This window comes from Psychrobacter sp. NG254, assembly GCF_015277735.1.
Taxonomy (GTDB): Bacteria; Pseudomonadota; Gammaproteobacteria; order Pseudomonadales; family Moraxellaceae; genus Psychrobacter.
On sequence record NZ_JADHDA010000004.1, the window covers coordinates 1 to 20,268 of the forward strand.

Consider the following 20,268-nt stretch of genomic DNA (forward strand, 5'->3'; position numbering starts at 1 on the left):
CCAAAAATATACTCGCGGTCGGGCTTGACCGTCTTTAGTAGGAATCCCCTTCACTTTTAGGGAGGGGAGGAAGTCAAAAGGTAAGCGTAAGGCGTGATTTCGTTCAAGGTACGGTTTGCGCACTGTGTGTGCTCATAAAACCAATCAATATAGGACAGTCCTTTATGCGTAAGGGCTGATCTATAGCTGACTATTACGTTGAGTTTCTTGGTTTTTGATCGCAAGGTGCAAAGTGGCTTGGAAAGTGTTCTCTGACCATACAAAAAATAAAATATTAAGAGTCAATAAATATTTGGTTCAATTTAAACATGGAATATTGGAAAATAACCATTCATCATTGCAAGTTTTTAACATTTATAGGCTAGCATTTGACGAGAGGCTGATGTATGGATAAATTAAAGTGCGTAGATTACCAGTATTTAGAGGTAAACAAAAGATGTTCTGTCTAAATATTTTGTATGACACAATGAAATAAAATGATTTGGAATTTTGAAATCGATTAAGCGCTATTGAATAGTAGTCATTAAAAGGTATTTTACATAAGCTATAGTCAAGTCTATATAAATCCGCTACATCGTCATCCTCGCTAAGCATACTAATGTATAACTTGCACTCAGTTTCCTTGTATCGAAATTATATTGAACTGACTATACCAGTCATGATGACTGTATTGGTGAGGCAAAAAATAGTTTTATGCGAAGGCTGTACTGTGGGTCAGTATTGCCTCCGCATAAAGACAAGGAAAAGGTAGACAAATACCTGATTACCACATCAAATCATCTGGGATGACATAAGCGGCATAAGGATCGTCTTCTGCCAATGCTTCTTCGGCAGTATCATTAGACACCACCATAAAGCCTTCCATCTTTGAATCAATACGGTCAGCGAGTGGGCGAGGGAGCAGTGCATAGCTGTCCTCTAAGCGTGCAATCACCACATGACCTGCCACGATTTGATCATATAGCTTTTGGGTAATGGCAATCTTTTTAACTTTAGACTCATCGACGAACTGATAGCTGACCTCGCCTTGTGTATCCGTAATTTGATGCTGCTTAATCATTTGGATAATATTGGCTTTTAGGGCTTTTTCTTCTAGTGCCTGCTGTTTTTCTTGATTGAGCTTTTGATCTTTCTCCAGTTTTTTTGCTTGTGCCTCTGCCAGTGCTTTTTTCGTCTCTAAGCTTTCTGAATCGCCCGTACGTTTGGCATGTTGAGTTTGCTTGCTGATTTTATTGGCTTTTTTGCTATCAACCAATCCAGCCTTTAATAATTGAGCTTGTAGGGCGTTTTTTGCCATAATCCAATCACCTAAATAACGATAGTTAAATCACAAATGCTAAAAAACATATTGTAGCAAACTTTACCAGCGCTTGTGGTTAGACAATGACCAGAGTTTATAGAGGCATCAATATAATATAGTCGAACCACTCTTAAAGTGTTACGGCGTTAAACTCGCTTAGCCTACTACTGTAGTACTTGCGCTCGTCCGCCTTGTACCATTTTTAACATTGATTGACTATACTCTTGTAAACCATAAGTAATGCTAGGACTAGCACATTTCTGATGATGGCAAAAGCGTATACATCACTGGATGAAGCCGCCTAAATTGGTTATCATCGAATTAAGGAATATATTTTCTATGAATGTCTCCCCAATAAAAGGCCTAGCTTGGTTAAGTATGACCAGCTGTATAGGATTAAATAACTCAATCTAAGGACAGATTATGACAACATCACAGCACATTTTGGCCTGTATTGATGGCTCGGCAGTGACTGAATCCGTTTGTGACTATGCAGCATGGTATGCCAGCAAGCTCAATTTGCCTGTTGGGATATTACACGTCAGCGACATACCGGCATCGAGCAGACGAGACTTATCAGGAGCGATAGGGGTAAACAGCCGCCAGTTTTTGTTAGAGGAGCTGTCCCAATTAGATGAACAACGCGCCAAAGTGGTCAACAGCTATAGCAATGCATTGGTACAAGATGCCAAAAGCCATGTTCAGAGCAGCTTTGCAGAGGTGGGTGTTCGTGTCTATCAACGTCATGGCAAATTGCTGCCCAGTATCGAGCATTTCAAAGATGAAAACCGTGCCATTGTGATGGGACGCCGCGGAGAAGATCATAAGAATAGTCGGATCAATATTGGCAGCCAAATCGAAACCGTTGCCCGCGGCTCAGAGGTGCCGATACTTATTTGCTCAGAGAAATTTGAAGAGCCAAGCTCTTATATGATTGCCTTTGATGGTAGCAAAACCTCTATTAAGGCTGCATGGATGGTGGGAAAAAGTCCATTATTAAAAGGCTTGAAAGGTCATATTGTCATGGTAGGTAACCATAATGATGCCGCCAAGCAAAGCATGAGTGCGGCAGCGGCGCAACTAGAAGATGCAGGATTCATTGTCGAAGCGCATCATATATCTGCTGCTGATGCCGTTGATGGACTGTTAACGTTTCAACTTGAGTATGATATCGATATTATGATAGTGGGGGCGTATGGTCATTCTAAATGGCAGCAATTGTTTCTAGGTAGTACCACGACAGAAATCATCGCCAGTACCTTGTCTCCTGTAATCTTAGTACGATAAACACTCAATAAATACCATCTCTAAGGCGTGTTGTTATCTTTTAATTAAGAACGCGCTCTAATATCTTTGGAATACTTTATGCGTCTCAATGCAGATTTTTCACAACGCGCGTCTCTAGCACCTGAATCCCATCAGTGGGTAAAATCTCCTCAAAATGGTGTCGAGCGCATCATGCTCGATCGAATAGGAGAAGAGAAAGCCCGCGCTACCAGCTTGGTACGATATGCGCCCAGCTCTTACTTCCCGCATCATTTACATCCGAGCGGTGAAGAGATTTTGGTGTTGTCTGGGACTTTTTCTGCAGATGACCAGCATTACCCAGCAGGCTGGTACTTGCGTAATCCACCCGCTTCAGGTCACACGCCTTATAGTGATGAGGGTGCAGTTATTTTTGTTAAGCTGCGTCAGATGTCCTCGGATGAATCTGACTATGTGGCGATCGATACCCAAGATAGCGCTCATTGGCAGCAACACGGTACCCGTGAGGTTTGCCCTTTGTTTTTAGATGATAATGAGCAGGTGAGCTTACAACGTATCAATGCAGACGAGCAGCTATTTAATGAACCTGTCAGTGGCGGGGCGGAGCTTTTGGTGCTGGCAGGTATACTCATAGATGGTGGGCAAGTGTATTCGCGTGGTGGGTGGATACGTCTGCCTACCGATGAGCATCCGCAGATCAAAGCAGGCCTAGAAGGCGCTACGCTGTATCTCAAGACAGGGCATCTCGATCAAGTGATCGGGCTATAGTTAATCCTCCATAAGTTAGATACGGTGTCAGTTTCGCTGAACCTACTATCTGTAATATGTTCACTCGGCTTCCTTGTGTCTAAATAATATTGAACCGACCACATAGCGGATAGGTTCAATATGTTTTATGCATTCGCTATTTTTAGTCCATTCAGACAATCAATTCAGATTGCCTCCTTTATTAATGTGCTACTCGTACAGATTTTTCTTATGTACTTTGCTGCTATAGAGATAATCTGCAAATACTTGTGTCAGCAGCACAGACTCGACTTTGAAGTAAGTCAGTTATATCAATTACTTTTCAGTCGTTGGCTATCTTTTGTGGGCTCAGCCTATGGTTGAGAAAAAATCTATTTTCATTTCCTCTTTTGAAGTATCTCCGCTTAATTAAAAACTCAATCACCCACCTCTTAAACTGCCTCGATATCCATTGATGCTCAGTGATGCAGAAGTGTGGTCACATTATTTGTACCTACAGCACCGTTTTTTCATTCAAACAGTAAGTGTAATTTTGTCGATTGATAATCGCTTACCTAGAATGATTAATTTAAGTACATGTCACTAAATAGGTATCAAAAATCAGCTTTTCGAGCCAAAAATAATGCAGAAAATCATCTAATTTTTCCAATTTCATCTAATAAAATGCAGGTAAAGATATTTTTTGTTAATTTTTTATAATGTATTCAATTTTTGATATATTTTAAATTTAATAAAAATTAAACGCAGTTAAGTATTATTAAATAGTGAGGCTCTGTAGCTGTTTATTTGAAATGCCTAATTTATTGGGATGAGTAGATAGCATCCATCTTATAACAAATAACTTTACCAACTATTACAAGAGATTAAGCGGTTACTTCTAAGGGGATGTGGCATATTTCATGGCTTGATTACTAGCTGAAAAATTCAAATATAATGCCCAATATCCAATAAATTTAATATGTAAATTATATTTATTATCATAAATATAATTTACATATATATAAAACTAATTATATTGAACGATAAACAAATATAGCTATTATGAAGATAGGGTAATGAAAATGATAAGCGAATTATTATCTTTGTAATGTATGTCTGTTTATTTTTGATTTAGATTTCTAGTAAACCAGAGCATGCATTTGTAACTTTATATCATGTGTACAGGGAGTACCGTACTATGAACAGCAGGGCCGTACTATTATCGGCTAAAAGAGCCAATTTAGTAGGTTGTGAAGCGACGCAGGCAAATATGGATTTGCTTAACTCCAGTATGATCGACTCATTCAAAACAATGCCTAAAAAGATAAGTAGTCATGCTGCTTTTTGTTCTAAAAACCATCAATTTCTTTCTCTCATAAAAACATGCTCAATAGCATGTTTGCCTAAAAGCAATCTCGTTTTCATTCAAAAAATATTAGTTAGTAGAACGCTGTTCTTACCTCATTCAATTTGTCAAATCAGCTGTCGTCTATCGAACGGCTTTAATGACACTCATGCAAGATTAATTAACTAATCAAGGAAGATATTATGAAAAATATAATGGTTAAAGTTAATAGTCAAGTTGAGACAGTTGCTGAGTATCAAATTGCTACGCAAAGTGGTGCTGCTAAAGTTATTCAAGCTGTCGATAAAACCAATTATGAGCTTTTTGATCTGGACGCTGGGCAAGCACCAAAAAATATTGTCACTAAACGTATGGGTAAAGATCTTCATATTTCATTTGAAAATGAAAGTATCGACTCTGACCTGATTATTGAAGGGTTCTATGACGGTATTGATAGTGCATTGATAGGTATCACGGAAGATGGTAGCTACTCCTATTATGTGCCAAACACTGGCGAAGCAGTAGATGCGGTGACTGAGTTGCAACCCGGTGATATTGAGGGGCAGACACTTGGTGGAGACTCACAAGCATCTCCTTGGTGGATAGGCGCTGCAAATGGCTCTAATGCCACACCTTGGCTATTAGGTTTAGCGGGTATAGGTATTGCAGGTGCTGCACTCTCTGGCGGTGGTAATAACAATAACAATAACAATAATACCGCTCCTGATGCACCAACTGTCGATCCTATCACAGGAGATGACATCATCAATGGCAGCGAAGCAACAGATGGTTTTGATGTCACTGGTACAGGTATTACTGGTGATACGATTACTTTAAAAGATGGTAATGGCAACGTTATTGGGACTGCTACCGTTGGTGCAGATGGTACGTGGAGTATTCCGGTTGATCAAGATGATGTGGACGCGATGGGTGAAGGGGCAGAGCAGTTAACCATAACTGCAACAGATCCTGCTGGTAATGTCAGCGACCCTACGACTATAGATATCAGTGTAGATACGATGGTGCCTGCCACACCGACTCTCGAAATTAATGAAAATGGAATGGAGATTACAGGGACTGGAGAGCCTGGTGCTACGATCGAAGTAGACACTGACGATGATGGTGAACCCGATTATACCGCTGTAATCGATGGTGATGGTAATTATAGTATTGATACGAGCAGTAACCCATTGATAGATGGTGAAACGATTACGGCTATTGTTGTTGATACTGCGGGTAATGAAAGCGATCCAATTAGTATGATGGCGCCGGACATAGATGATGCCGATGCTGACGCCGATGCTGACGCCGATGCTGACGCCGATGCTGACGCCGATGCTGACGCCGATGCTGACGCCGACGCTGACGCCGACGCTGATGCAGACGCTGACGCTGACGCTGACGCTGACGCTGATTCCGACGCTGATGCTGATGCTGATGCTGATGCTGACGCTGATTCCGACGCTGATTCCGACGCTGATGCTGACGCTGATTCCGACGCTGATTCCGACGCTGACGCTGATTCCGACGCTGACGCTGATGCTGACGCTGACGCTGATGCTGATGCTGATGCTGACGCTGACGCTGATGCCGACGCTGATGCTGACGCTGACGCTGATGCTGACGCTGACGCTGATGCTGATGCTGATGCTGATGCTGACGCTGATGCTGATGCTGATGCTGATGCTGATGCTGATGCCGACGCTGATGCCGACGCTGATGCCGATGCAGACGCTGATGCTGACGCCGATGCCGATGCTGATGCTGATGCCGACGCTGATGCCGATGCTGATGCCGACGCTGATGCTGATGCTGATGCTGATGCCGATGCAGACGCTGATGCCGATGCCGATGCAGACGCTGATGCCGACGCTGATGCCGACGCTGATGCCGACGCTGATGCAGACGCTGATGCCGACGCTGATGCAGACGCTGATGCCGATGCTGATGCTGATGCTGATGCTGATGCTGATGCTGATGCTGATGCCGACGCTGACGCCGATGCCGATGCCGATGCTGATGCCGACGCTGATGCCGACGCTGATGCCGACGCTGATGCCGACGCTGATGCCGACGCTGATGCCGATGCCGATGCAGACGCTGATGCCGATGCAGACGCTGATGCCGATGCCGATGCAGACGCTGATGCCGATGCAGACGCTGATGCCGATGCCGATGCCGACGCTGATGCTGATGCTGATGCTGATGCTGATGCCGATGCCGATGCTGATGCTGATGCTGATGCGCCCGTCATCAATGCAGTCACAGGCGATGACATCATCAATGCGGTTGAAGCAGGTGCTGGGTTTAATGTGACCGGCACAGGCACGGTAGGTGACATCATCACCTTAACCAATGGCGCAGAGGGTCAGATTGGTGCTTCTGCAATCGTTGATGGTGATGGCAACTGGAGTGTCGCTGTGACCCCAGCAGAGGTTACCGTCATGGGTGAAGGGGACGAAACCCTAACCGTCACTGCCACGGACGCCGCTGGTAACTTGCCAAGCGCCAGCAGCACGGTCAATATCGTGGTGGACACGGTAGCGCCTAGCGTGCCAAGTGTCACAATTGGCAATGGCGATGGCTTCATTACCGCTGACGAGATTGATGTGGATGGCAACGTTGCGGTCACTGTTGGACTGCCAACAGATGCTGTGGCGGGTGACACGCTTGTGGTCAACGGTGTTGAAACCGAGATCACCCCAGCGAACATCACCGCTGGTAGCATTGTGGTTGACGTCCCAGCTCCAGCTGAAGGTGCTGAGCTTGAAGTGACAGCAACGATCAAAGATCCTGCTGGTAACGAATCAGATTCGGACATCGTTGAGGCGGTACGTGACACGGTAGCGCCTAGCGTGCCAAGTGTCACAATTGGCAATGGCGATGGCTTCATTACCGCTGACGAGATTGATGTGGATGGCAACGTTGCGGTCACTGTTGGACTGCCAACAGATGCTGTGGCGGGTGACACGCTTGTGGTCAACGGTGTTGAAACCGAGATCACCCCAGCGAACATCACCGCTGGTAGCATTGTGGTTGACGTCCCAGCTCCAGCTGAAGGTGCTGAGCTTGAAGTGACAGCAACGATCAAAGATCCTGCTGGTAACGAATCAGATTCGGACATCGTTGAGGCGGTACGTGACACGGTAGCGCCTAGCGTGCCAAGTGTCACAATTGGTAATGGTGATGCCACCGTCAATGGCTTTGACTTGGCCGCAAATGGTGAGGTTCAAGTGAACGTGAGCCTACCTATTGACGCAGTCGTGGATGACACTTTAACTATCAATGGTGTTGACGTCACTGTGACCGCTGCGATGCTGACGGACGGTTATGATACCACCGTACCTGCACCAGCAGAAGGTGAGGTGTTGACCGTGACCGCCACGGTGACCGATCAAGCGGGTAATAGATCAGCATCTGGCGAAGCAACTGCCACGGTTGGTGATATTGACGCCCCTGTTATCGATGCAAGAGATGATCTAGATACTCTTGACTTAGGTGACTTAGCAATTACGCTGAATACTGCCCCAGTAGTAGATTTCGATTTGGATACCACAGTTGATTTATTGGGAGTAATCTCTGGCCCTGTCGATCCCAGCCAAACATTTAATGTGCCTGTAGGGACGACTGGTAGTATAGATATTAAAGTTGAAGTTGATGAAGTGATAGACTTAGTATCTGGTGCAGTCGGTGTAGAGATCTACGACAGTAATGGAAATCTTGCTTACTTTGCTAGTACAGGCACACCTCCTCTTGTAGGCAATGTTCTTGGGATAGAGCTACTCGGTCTCACAGGCGGTGAGGAAGGTTTCGGTTTTACTTTGCCCAATTTAGCTCCAGGCAATTACACAGTTGTCGTTGGTAAATCTCAGAGCGCGGTTGCTGAGTTAGTAAACGATGTCGTATTAGGGTCTGATAGTTTAGATATTATCTTAGATAGTCTAAACTTGGGCTTACTTAGTTTTCTAGGGCTTGATAGCTTGATTCTCGGTATTCTTAGCCCTGTGACAGGAAGTATAAGTACTGGAGACCTGATTCGTGACCTACAAGGCGCTCTTGGTGGTGTTCCTTTAGCTGGAGGGTTACTTAACGATACCGTTAATTTGGTTACTGCTACTGCTACTGGCATACTCGAGGACTCTCTTTTAACACTGTTTAGTAACGTTCAAGTGACAGGTAATCTCACTACGTATAGTTTTGATATGGATATAGAGATAACGGGTAATGTAATCGCTCCTGATGTAGGTGACGATGGCCTAGTTGCAGATATTGTTACTTCTAATACCAACGTAACTGAGGTAAATGGTGTTTCAGCTGATATCAACACTGGTATTATCACTGTTATTGGTCAATACGGAACTTTAGAGATTGACGCGGATGGTGATTATACTTATACGGCTAATGGAGACTATGCATCATCAGGTCAGTCAGATACATTCACGTATACTATTTTTGATAATGTCACTGGTGATAGTGATAAGGCAGATTTAGTGATTGATCTGGTTTATACAGTTGATATGCTTGATGGTAACGATACTATCAATATTTCAAACAATGCTGCTCAGATGCAATACATTATAGATGACACTGATAATGTTGTTAATATTGATTCGGCCTTGAATGCTACTATTATAGGCGGTGATGGAGTAGATACTATCAACCTAACTGGATCAGGCCAAACGCTAAGTCTATCTGATATTTTCCAAACGGAAGTGCTCGATATTAGCGGTACTGGTGCCAATACGCTGACCGTCAAGGCAGCAGATGTTACCAACTCAGGAACCACGAATCCTATCTATGTAAGAGGGAATAGTGATGATACAGTAAATTTGGGTAGTAATGGCAATGATCTTAGTGATGTAGATGGTACTTGGTCAAACGTCGGAGCTGCTCCTGATACTGGATACAATGTATGGCAATTAGGGAATGATACCACTAAGCAAATTTATATCGATACGGATATCACCAATATTATCTAACACCGACTAGTCGAATTCCAATTTTAAAACGCTTCCGAAACGGAGGCGTTTTTTACAATGTTTATCTAATTGTTTTGAGGTGTAATGAATAGAGTTAAAAATATAGACTTAATATAAGTGCTGTATGTTTATAATTAAAATATGACAAAGTGCAAGATTGTACAGGACAATAAAAACATGGATGAATATATAAAATCGAATCTCTTAGTGAACTATTTGGAAAAAAATTTACCAGCTATTTATGATAACTGGATACAGACACGTATCACTCGAATGAATGATCAGCAAGGCGAGAGTCTAAACAATACAGCGCTGGATACTTTAGCAAATACTTTTGTGTTGTCGGTATCTGATGGTATCAAAAAAGCCAAAACCGTCTCTTTTATCGTTGATGATTTAATGTTATTGAATGAAATACATAACACTAATAGCTTCTCTGACTTTGAACGAATATTGCCTATAATTATAGAAAAGCTAGACAAGCTCTCCACAAAATTTGATGCCCCCATTATGTGGCTACGGCTCGAATGGCTTAATCAAGCCACGCTTACCACTTGGTCAAGTTTTCAGCAAAGCTTAAAACGATTTAAGCGTAATTATTATCGCTCTGGTATCGCATTTGAAGGTGTGCGTGAGCCGTGGTTATTATTAACTGAAATGGAATTGAATGCCAATGCTTGCCTTTATATGGGGAATACTGTTTCTCATGCAGGGGTCAATGCTAATAACCTGAACGTGTATCTAAAGGCGCGTCATGGCAGCAGCCAAATCCCCAACTTTCACAATGATCTGCCTATTGTTAGCTTTAATACCGCTGGTGTATTTATAAATATAGAGACAGGTGAGTACCATACTCTCGAAACCAAACCTCGTCATAAGGGCCACCGTAAATTACGACCCTTGTCGGCAAGCAGCACCCAACCCATTATTGAGCAGGCCACGCATTACCTTGCTAGGCAGGTAAAGCCTTCTGGTCAGTACGTGTATGGTCACTTTCCTTGTTTTGACCGTACCATTGATACGTACAATAGCCTGCGCCATGCCAGTAGTACTTATGCATTGATAGAAGGCTATGAAGCCTACCGTGGTTTTTATACCGCCCGTAACGATGATACGACAACTGCTTTGGCTGATATGCGGAACAATATTGACAATGCGATGGGCTATGTGATTGATGAGCTTATTCAAATTTATGATGACAAAGCATATGTGATAGATACAGGCGGAGAGATTAAGCTAGGTGCCAATGCGGTTGCGATACTGGCACTGGTGAAGTATTTACAAGTATTTGAGGATACGCCTTTCGCAGGTAAATATCATGAGCTAGCAACCAAGTTAGCGTTAGGTATTATCGCGATGCAACAAGAGGATGGTAGCTTCGCCCATGTATTGCACAGTAAGGATTTATCACTCAAAGCCAAAAACCGTATCATTTATTATGATGGTGAGGCAGCTTTTGCATTAATGCGTTTATATGGTTTGACTAAAGATACACGTTGGATTAATTGTGTCACTCGGGCTTTTGACTACTTTATTGCAGCCAATCATCATGAGGCACATGATCACTGGTTATCATATTGCTCAAACGAGCTGATTATATATAAACCTGAAAAAAAGTACTTTCAGTTTGCAGTCGATAATATTAGAGGCTATACCGACTTTATTAAAACTCGTATTACTACGTTTCCGACATTGCTTGAGCTGTCTATGGCGTTTCACAAAATGCTTTTGAAACTAGATGAGCATCCTGAATTTCAAGATGTATTAGCAGGTTTTGATGTTGAAGGGTTTTATGAAGCGCTACATGCGCGTGCCAATCATTTGATGAATGGTTTTTTCTTTCCAGAGATGGCGATGTTTTTTAAAGCGCCACAAACCATTTTGCATGGGTTTTTTATCCGTCATCACTCATTTAGAGTACGAATTGATGATGTAGAGCATTATTTATCAGGGCTAGTGGCATATCAACAGCTGCTTGATAATAATACTTATCCCAATATTCTCTCGACCATAAATCGTGTCACTGAGCAACCACTTGTCCCAGTAATCGCAAAAGAGTCAAATAAATCTACGATAGCATGGGGTGGTGATGTAAATTTAGGGCGACGACAGCATTTTTTAACCAAGCGTTATGGTATAGACAATGTATTGGATATAGCCGCCTTAAAAGAGTCAGATCTTACCATTGTGAACTTAGAGTGCGTGATTTCGGTACTGGGTAATCAAGGCAGAGCGAAAGGCAGGGGTGGACATTACTACTATCGTGCGCGTCCCGAAATGGTCGAGATACTGTGTACTGCTGGCATAAATGCAGTGGCTTGCGCAAACAATCATAGCGGTGATTACCGTGCAGTAGCACTGTTACAGCAGCAAGAGATATTGGCAGCAGCAGGCATTGACTCTGTTGGTGCTGGCAAAAATAAAGAAACCGCTTTCGCCCCTTTGTATCATCAACTACCCAATGGCATTCGTGTGGCTATCTTGTCGGTAGATGCCACCATTTCGTATTTTGCGGCGACTGAAGATACTGCGGGTGCAGCGTATATTGATCCTAAAGATCATCCGCTATGGTCAGACACTTACACGCCTTTGTTTAAATTAGTCAAAGAGCAATCAGACTTGGTTTTGGTTGCGATCCATTGGGGTGCCAATCGAGTGGATCGACCTGATTTGGATGAAATAGAAATTGGGCATCGATTAATAGACGCAGGCGCCGATGCTGTATTAGGTGCGTCCGCTCATCAGTTACAAGGAATAGAGGTTTATAAGTCTAAGCCGATCATACATGATGCAGGCGACCTACTGTTTGATGCTATGGTTTCTACACCTAAAGCTGGCGGTGTTTTTCAGCTAGAGATTGGCCTAAGCGGTATTGAGCGTATCAGGTTTTATCCTGTACACGTGGGATACGGTCAAACGCAACCTGCAACGGGTGAACAAGCTGTGGCTATCAGTCGTGACTTTGCTTCTATGTGTGCGGCAATGGGTAGTCAGGTGTCATTGCATGAAGATGGTAGCTTGTCGCTGGTGATTGAGCCAAGCTTAAAAAAAGAAACAAGCACCGCGTCTATCAACCCAAAAGCGAACATCCTTCCTTTGAAAAAGCCGCGTATCAATTATGCTCGGTGGTCAGCACAAGAGCGTAGTGCTTTAGTCTTTGATGAGGTACCGGCAGATGCTCGCATTGAGCCGATTCATTTTGGTGCATTACAATTGGTAGGTGTAAGGGCCAGCCCAAGATTTTTTAACCGCCGCCGCATGTTATGGATAGAGAGTTTTTGGCAAACCACTGAAGTATTATCAGAGGATATTCGAATACGTTTTAGGGCAAAACCCACCTTTGCTACTGAAAAAATGCGTCCGTGGGGTGTTGGATCTGATCACGATCCTTGTGACTGGCTCATCCCAACCTCACACTGGCGTACTGATAAGGTATATCGCGACTTTTACGGGTTACGTCCACCTTTTATGGCCGCATGGGAGGATGGTGTTCTACAGTTGGAAGTGGGTATCGTAGACAATAAAAAGCAGCATGCCTTTGTGGCATTGCCATTTCATTTTGTATTGTCAGCTGATAAGGTCAAGTATTCTGATCAGCTGGCCAAGCACATGCATTACCGTCAAGCTTTTACTGATAAAGTCTATGACAATCATACCAATGGTACGTGGAATGCAGAACAACTGGCGTTAATTACGCGTGGAAAATGGCTGGTTGCACCGCCTGCTGATTGGTATGTGGATTCTCTCGTCGCTGGTTGGAGTCATGTAGGTCTGGCCTCTGGTAAAGTCATGTTTGTTGCTAACAATAATGACAACCGAGCCGCTCATGAAAACAGCATAAAAAAACCAAAACCATTTGATAGACATGATTTTCTGTTAAAACTTCAAGACAGTTTGGCAGGTGCTATTGTTGATCATCCTGCAAAAAATTTGCATCCTGATTTTCCTATCTTGCAGGTAGATGACCCAATAAAAGCTTGGATGGAAATAGGCATTGCTGCTCGTACTCGATTCGCCAAGCCAATTGTAGCAGTCACAGGTACAGTGGGTAAGTCTAGTACTTGCCATATGATACGAACCATGATGGGTGACGACCAGCATGTGTTGACCTCATTAGCGAACTATAACTCTCGTGTGGGTGTGCTTGGTATGCTCGCAAGCTTATCACCAAATCATGATGCAGCTGTCATAGAGGTGGCTCAAAGCGCCCTATGGATGAACCGAGGACCCATCACGCGTTTCTTGCGTCCTAACGTGGCACTCATAACAGAAATTGGTATCTCACAAATTGAGATGGTTAAAACATTAGAGCGGGCAGTACGTTTTAAATGTAAGGTATTTGATGGTCTGGTGGGTGATGCTATTGCAGTCGTTGGGGCTCATTTACCGCACTTTGATCAGGTGCTAGGCTATGCCCGTAAGCACGCAAAAAGCGTCCTTATATATGGCGACCATGTAGATAGTGAAATACGTATAAAAAACATAGAAAGCACCTATTTTGGCAGTCAGGTGGCGTTTGATACCAATCGCGGAAGTTATTCATTCTCTATACCAATGCCAACAGCAGGTATGGCAAAAAGTGCCATCGCAGCGTTTGCAGTGATGTATGCGCTGGGTGAAGACTTGGACAAGGCTTGTCAGAACATTGGTCAATACCAATCTATCGAAGGACGGCTGTTAACACACGAGGTTGCAGTAACTGGCGGTAAGGTGACTATTATCGATGACAACTGGAATGCCCTATACGAGTCTATGGTCAACGCGCTGTCATTGTTTGGCGCACAAAAAGAGGCAGATAAACGCTTTATCTTTGTATTGGGACGCTTGGTTGATTTGGGTGAAAAAACCAAAGAGATGCACCAAAGCTTGTCAGTGCCTATACTAGAGAGTAAACCTGACCTTGTTATCACTCATGGTGAAGAAATGAAGTATCTACGCGAGGTACTACCTAAAGACATGCTAGGCGCACATTTTGACAATGTTGATGATTTGGCTAATTATATAAAAAGTCTATGGCAACCGAATGACGTTATTTTGATCAAAGGCTCGCGCACTGGTAGTGACTTTGTTGGGTTATCTCCATTATTACAAGGCTGATATCAGAGAAGATTTTGTCAGATGCTATCGCTGGTACTTTTTATGTTGGCACCTATGATATTGATACCCTTGATATGGCGTATAATTTCATTATCACGATAATTCTAACAGTATCAGAGTCAATATTTTTTCTATCATTTACTGAGTATGGCTTTATCTTTTTTCGCAAAATTATTAAGTGAAAGAAGGTTTTAGTATATTTATATCAAAAATCCATCACGTTTATTTTATGATGAATAATATAGCGAACATCGTTTGATTGATTCTCTCGTTGCCTTATCAAGTCAAATTTAGTAAGGTTTGTTGCATAAACACTAAACATCTCGTTAAAAGCACCTTCACAAGGCCAACCACTGAAACTTCATATGAAAAAATTGTTAAATAAAAAGCAGCTATTTTGTAGCCTATCAGTGCGTCATCATATCGCGATTATGGTGGCTGGTATGTGCTTTACTATGACAGCGCAAGCGGCAGTACAAGATTTGCAGATCAACAGTCTGGTTGCTCAAGCAGTTCAAATGCACCCTTTAGTTGGATCGGCCAGAGCGAGCCAACAAGCGACCACGGAAGGAATCAATGCCGCCAAATTGAATCTTTTACCGACGCCAAGCGTGAGCTCAGGTTACGATCGAGACAATGACTTTGTCTCAGAGGTGACCATTCGTCAGCCGTTATGGACAGGGGGGAAGCTCACAGCAGATGTCAATCAAGCCATATTTGATGACAAAGCTGCGGTAGAGTATGTCTATGAGCAACAAAACCTCGTGGCCAAAACGACTATTGAGGCTTGGCAAAGCTACATTCAAGCCGTCAACAAGCAACAAGTGCATATCGATAATTTAAAAGAGCTTGATGATTTTGAGGCCATGATGCAGCGCCGCGTGGGTCAAGGCGTGTCCGCTCGTATCGAATTGGATCTGGTGACCAATAGGATCTTACAAGAGCAAACGTCTTATCAGGCGGCAGTCGAGCAGCAACGAATTGCCGCTGCTAGGCTTGAGCAAATCATCGGTCAACCCTTGTCTCAATTGAGCTCGACGAGCGTACCAAACATCAAAGTATTGGTGAGTGAGGCCAAGAGACAGGCCGTTGATTTTGAGAAAATGGCGTTTGATCGGGTGGGGTTTTATAATCCCACCGTTGTAAAAGAGCACTTTCAAATCGAATCTGCTAAACAAGGTGTCGAATCGCAGCAAGCGTCTCGATACCCGACCGTCTATGCTCAGTATGAACATGCTTACTATCACGAAAATAAAGAAAACGATGGTCAGTTTTCATTGGGGCTAAGCTATGCACCAGGGGCAGGGTTTTCTAACTTTGCGCTCGCCCGTGCCTCACAAGCAGAAGTCAATAGCTTGATACAGTCTCAAGAAGCAGCTCGCCGTAATGTCATAGAGGAAATTCAAGTACAGTACCAGCAATTTGTGAGCGCCAAGGATCGAGAGACCTCGCTGGTGGCTGCGGTTGCAGGGGCACAGATTGTGGTGAATTCCTATCGCAGACAGTTCATTGCAGGACGTAAGTCATGGCTTGAGGTACTCAATGCGGTGCGTGAGCACAATGATTATCAGGTGCAACTGGTACAGACTCGTGCGGAGATACTCGGTGCTTTTTATCGGTTGCAAGTAGATTTTGGTCTGATGCCGTGGCAACAGTTCTCTCATAATCGTAAGCCTGTAACCTTATTTAGCCCGACAGCCTCTGTCAAAGAATGGTTGCAGAAGCAAGACAAACACGCGGCTGCGGCTAGTGAAAACTTTGGCTATGGTAAAAACACAGCAGAAGAGTATGTTGAGATTAACTTACCTGAGACGGCAGAGCAAAGTTTGAATAATGGCGAATACCTCATGTTAAATGACGACTATAGTATTACACCGATAACCGACCAAGGCGATATGGCAAACAATTAAAAAAACGTCATATAAGATCGTCTACAGTATCTTGGATACGCAATTATCTCAAATATCAAATAAGTGATTCATATGAGTGCACCTTTACAAACGACATCCTCTCAGCCTGTGAGTCATCATGACGCATTGCCACAGTCAAGTGAGCCGAATTTTACCGAGACGCTGACAGATGCTATTAAACATTTGCTTGGGCAGCAAGGTTATCCTGTCGATAACATACGGCTTCATGATGTTGTTAAGCGCCACAGTGAGCTATCGGATAGACAAGGCCAAAGCATTCATGAGTTGGGCGGTGTCATTGCAGTACTCAAAGGTATTGGTATCACAGATACGCCTGAAATATTAGAGCAGCCTGATGCCGCGTTTCTGCCGTTATTGGCTTATCGCTCAGATATCGGTTGGGGCGTGATCGACAGCCAAACCCCGCAAAAAATCTGGAATTTTAGACAAGCAGATAAGCAAGTGCATACGCGTGTCGATGAGCTGTCATTGGTATTACGTATTCGTCTACAAGACGACCATGTTAAGCAGCGAAAAGCCTCATTCTCTGATTTGCTCAAGTCTGATTTAGGCAACTATAAAGGCATCCTTGTTGAAGCAGTTATTGCAACATTTTTGATCAATATGCTCGCGCTGGCTGTGTCGCTATTTTCGATGCAGGTTTATGACCGTGTGATACCGACACGTAGCGAATACACACTTATTATTTTGGCAAGTGGCGTGTTCTTGGTCATTATATTCGAAGCGTTCATGAAATTCTCACGCTCACGCATCATGGATAAAGTGGTCGTTGGGCTCGATCAGTATCTGTCTCGAGAAGTGTTTCAACGTCTACTTAAAGTCCGTATCGATCAGATGCCAGGGTCAGTAGGTTCAATGGCAGCGCAGCTCCGCGGTTATGAGCAAGTACGCAGCTTTTTTACGGCCAGTACATTGTTCGGATTGGTCGATTTGCCCATGACCATTATTTTTATCAGTTTGATCGCTTTTATCGGCTCTCCTTTAGTTGCAGTCGTACCGGTGATTGCTGCGGTCATCGCTATCACGATGGGATTGATCGCACGCAAACGTATTGATGCGATTGCAGCAGAAGGTGCCAAGGCTTCTTATTACAAAACAGGCTTACTCGTCGAGGCTGTGGAAGGCGTTGAAACCATAAAAGCAGGCGCGGGCAGTTGGAAGTTTCTGTCGCGTTGGCTCAATGTGATGGATGTCACGATCAAAAATGATCTGGACATGAAGCATGCCAACGACAATCTGACGTATTTTACGCAGATGCTACAGCAAACCAGTTATGTCGGTATCGTGATCGTCGGGTCGTTTGTCGTGATGCAAGGCGATATGACCATGGGCGGATTGATTGCCTGCTCGATACTCGGTGGTAGGGTGCTCGCACCAGTGATGGCCATACCAGGTCTGTTGGTACAATATGCACATGCTAAGGCGGCCAAATCAAATATCGAGAGTTTATTTGCCTTAGAGCAAGACAATCAAGGCGTTGCCTACCCGTTGTCGCCCACACATATTAAAGGTGCCTATCAGTGTGATGGCATGACATTCAACTACCAAGGCAATGATCGACCAGCCATCAATGTGCCAAAATTAGTGATCAAACCAGGGGAGCGTATAGCGATACTTGGGCCGATTGGCTCAGGCAAGTCTACATTGCTCAAAGTCCTAGCAGGTCTGTATGCGCCTACAGAAGGTCGAGTGTTATTGGATGGGTTGGATATCCACCAAATCAGCCGTGATACGCTGAGCGAACGTTTGGGATATTTGCAGCAAGACCATCGATTGTTTCAAGGAACCCTGCGTGAGAACCTATTGATTGGTATGGCTGCACCCGACGATGATATCCTACAAGATACGTTGAATAGAACGGGGCTGATTAACTTGGTGTCTAGCCACTCAAGCGGCCTTGATTTACCAATTAGTGAAGGTGGTAAAGGTCTATCAGGAGGACAAAAACAACTGGTGGCATTCACCCGATTACTATTGACCAAACCTGATGTGTTTTTATTAGATGAGCCCACCGCTTCTATGGACAATCGCCAAGAGCAGCGCTGCCTACAAGTGCTGCGTCAGGAGTTGACGAAGGGGCAGACATTCATCGTGTCTACCCACAAAACCGCATTACTGGATTTGGTTGACCGTCTTATTATCATGGACAATCAGCGTATTATTATCGATGGCCCAAAACAGGCGGTACTCGATGAACTCCGAAAAAATGATCAAGTAAAAAACAAGACGACCATACAGCAAAAAGACAAAATCGTTGATAAGACCAAACAATCGACAAAAGAGGGTGCTGATGACTCAACGCCTACTAGATCTAGAGTGCAAAGCATCAGTGTAAAACCCATCAGTGCTAAAAAACCAACAGACGATCAAGGGAAGTAGGCATGTCAGAGTATAAGTACACACCCACCAAGCCCAAAGTTGATCGTTCAAGATTGAGTATTTGGATCGCTTTGATTGGTATCATTGCTTTGATTGTTTGGGCATCATTTGCCAAAATTGATCAAGTCACTCGCGCACAAGCAACCGTCATTGCCAGCGCTCGCACGCAAGAGATTCAAGCATCAGAGGGCGGCGTATTGACCAAGCTTGCGGTCTCAGAAGGCCAAGAGGTCAAAGCGGGGCAGCTATTGGTTGTCTTAGAAGAAGAACGTGCCAAAGCTGCTGTCGATAATTCAGCGTCTAAAACAGCGGCGTTGACCGCGAAATTGGCGAGATTAAATGCTGAAATTTTCGAAAAACCATTGGTGTTTCCTAAAGGGGTACAGCAATATCCTGAATATGTACAAAACCAAAGAGCGCTCTACAATCGACGCCGTCAGGCCATCAATGAAGAGGTGTCTTCTCTTGAAAAAATGCTAGTACTGGCTCGACAAGAGCTGAGCATGAATGAGCCATTACTCAAGTATGGCGATGTCAGTCAGGCTGATGTCATCAAGCTGAGCCGCCAAGTTGCTGATATCGAAGCGCAGATTAATAACAAGCGCAACAAGTACTTTGAAGAAGCACAGGCTGAGATGACCAAAGCTCAGGAGGAATTAGATACTGAGCTTGAACAGTTACGAGACCGCGCGCAAGTTTTAGAAGAAAAGCGTTTGATGTCGCCCACAGATGGGAAAATTAAGAATATCAATGTCACTACTATCGGCGGTGTGGTCAAGCCAGGTGAGGTCATTATGCAGATTTTACCGACCAGTAGTGATTTGGTTATCGATGCCAAGGTCAGCCCTGCTGACATTGCTTATGTTAGAGAAGGGCAAGATGCGACGGTCAAACTTGATGCCTATGACTATTCTATTTTTGGGGCGATGAGGGGCACGGTCAACTATATCAGTCCAGACACATTGATGGAGCAAACGCCAAAAGGAGAAGAGCCTTACTATCGCGTACTGATCGTGATTAATGGTGCTGAGTTTAAAGGTCGCGGTGATGAAATTGTCATCAAGCCTGGTATGACGGCATCAGTGGATATCAAAGCGATGGAACGAACTGTATTGTCTTACCTAACTAAGCCGATCACTAAGACCTTATCAGAGGGTCTGGGTGAGCGATAGTACAAGGATAAGTGCTTAATTGCTAAAGCTATAAACGCTGAACAGATATAACAAAAGCCCCAGTCAGTGACTG

8 protein-coding genes are annotated in these 20,268 nt (G+C 43.9%); 7 read left to right on the top strand and 1 reads right to left on the bottom strand.

All coding sequences use genetic code 11. The features are described from left to right. Positions 1-763: 763 nt before the first annotated feature. Complete coding sequence (locus tag IP510_RS07550; RefSeq protein ID WP_194364181.1) at positions 764-1,297, bottom strand: DUF2058 domain-containing protein; 534 nt, start codon at positions 1,295-1,297, stop codon at positions 764-766. 426 nt (positions 1,298-1,723) lie between these two features. Here IP510_RS07550 and IP510_RS07555 point away from each other — a divergent pair, with 426 nt between their 5' ends. The 7 genes from IP510_RS07555 (at position 1,724) to IP510_RS07585 (ending at position 20,195) form a co-directional block, all read left to right on the top strand. After that, the gene (locus IP510_RS07555; protein ID WP_194364182.1) at positions 1,724-2,587 is read left to right on the top strand and encodes a universal stress protein; all 864 of its coding nucleotides are present in this window, start codon (positions 1,724-1,726) and stop codon (positions 2,585-2,587) included. Positions 2,588-2,665: 78 nt separating this feature from the next. Next, a complete protein-coding gene (locus IP510_RS07560) occupies positions 2,666-3,334 on the top strand; it encodes a cupin domain-containing protein (protein ID WP_194364183.1) in 669 nt (222 codons plus the stop codon). Between the two features lie 1,506 nt (positions 3,335-4,840). Further along, positions 4,841-9,616, top strand: coding sequence for an Ig-like domain-containing protein (locus IP510_RS07565; protein WP_194364184.1), 4,776 nt, complete (start codon positions 4,841-4,843; stop codon positions 9,614-9,616). Positions 9,617-9,793: 177 nt separating this feature from the next. Further along, positions 9,794-14,713 carry a CapA family protein gene (locus IP510_RS07570; RefSeq protein ID WP_194364185.1) on the top strand — a complete coding sequence of 1,640 codons (4,920 nt, stop codon included), beginning with the start codon at positions 9,794-9,796 and terminating at the stop codon, positions 14,711-14,713. A 365-nt stretch (positions 14,714-15,078) separates the two neighbouring features. Continuing rightward, a complete protein-coding gene (locus tag IP510_RS07575) occupies positions 15,079-16,623 on the top strand; it encodes a TolC family protein (RefSeq protein WP_194364186.1) in 1,545 nt (514 codons plus the stop codon). 72 nt (positions 16,624-16,695) lie between these two features. Next, entirely contained in the window at positions 16,696-19,023 is a 2,328-nt protein-coding gene (locus tag IP510_RS07580; RefSeq protein ID WP_194364187.1) for a type I secretion system permease/ATPase, read from the top strand. Positions 19,024-19,025: 2 nt separating this feature from the next. Beyond that, complete coding sequence (locus tag IP510_RS07585) at positions 19,026-20,195, top strand: HlyD family efflux transporter periplasmic adaptor subunit (protein WP_194364188.1); 1,170 nt, start codon at positions 19,026-19,028, stop codon at positions 20,193-20,195. The last annotated feature ends 73 nt before the right edge of the window (positions 20,196-20,268 follow it).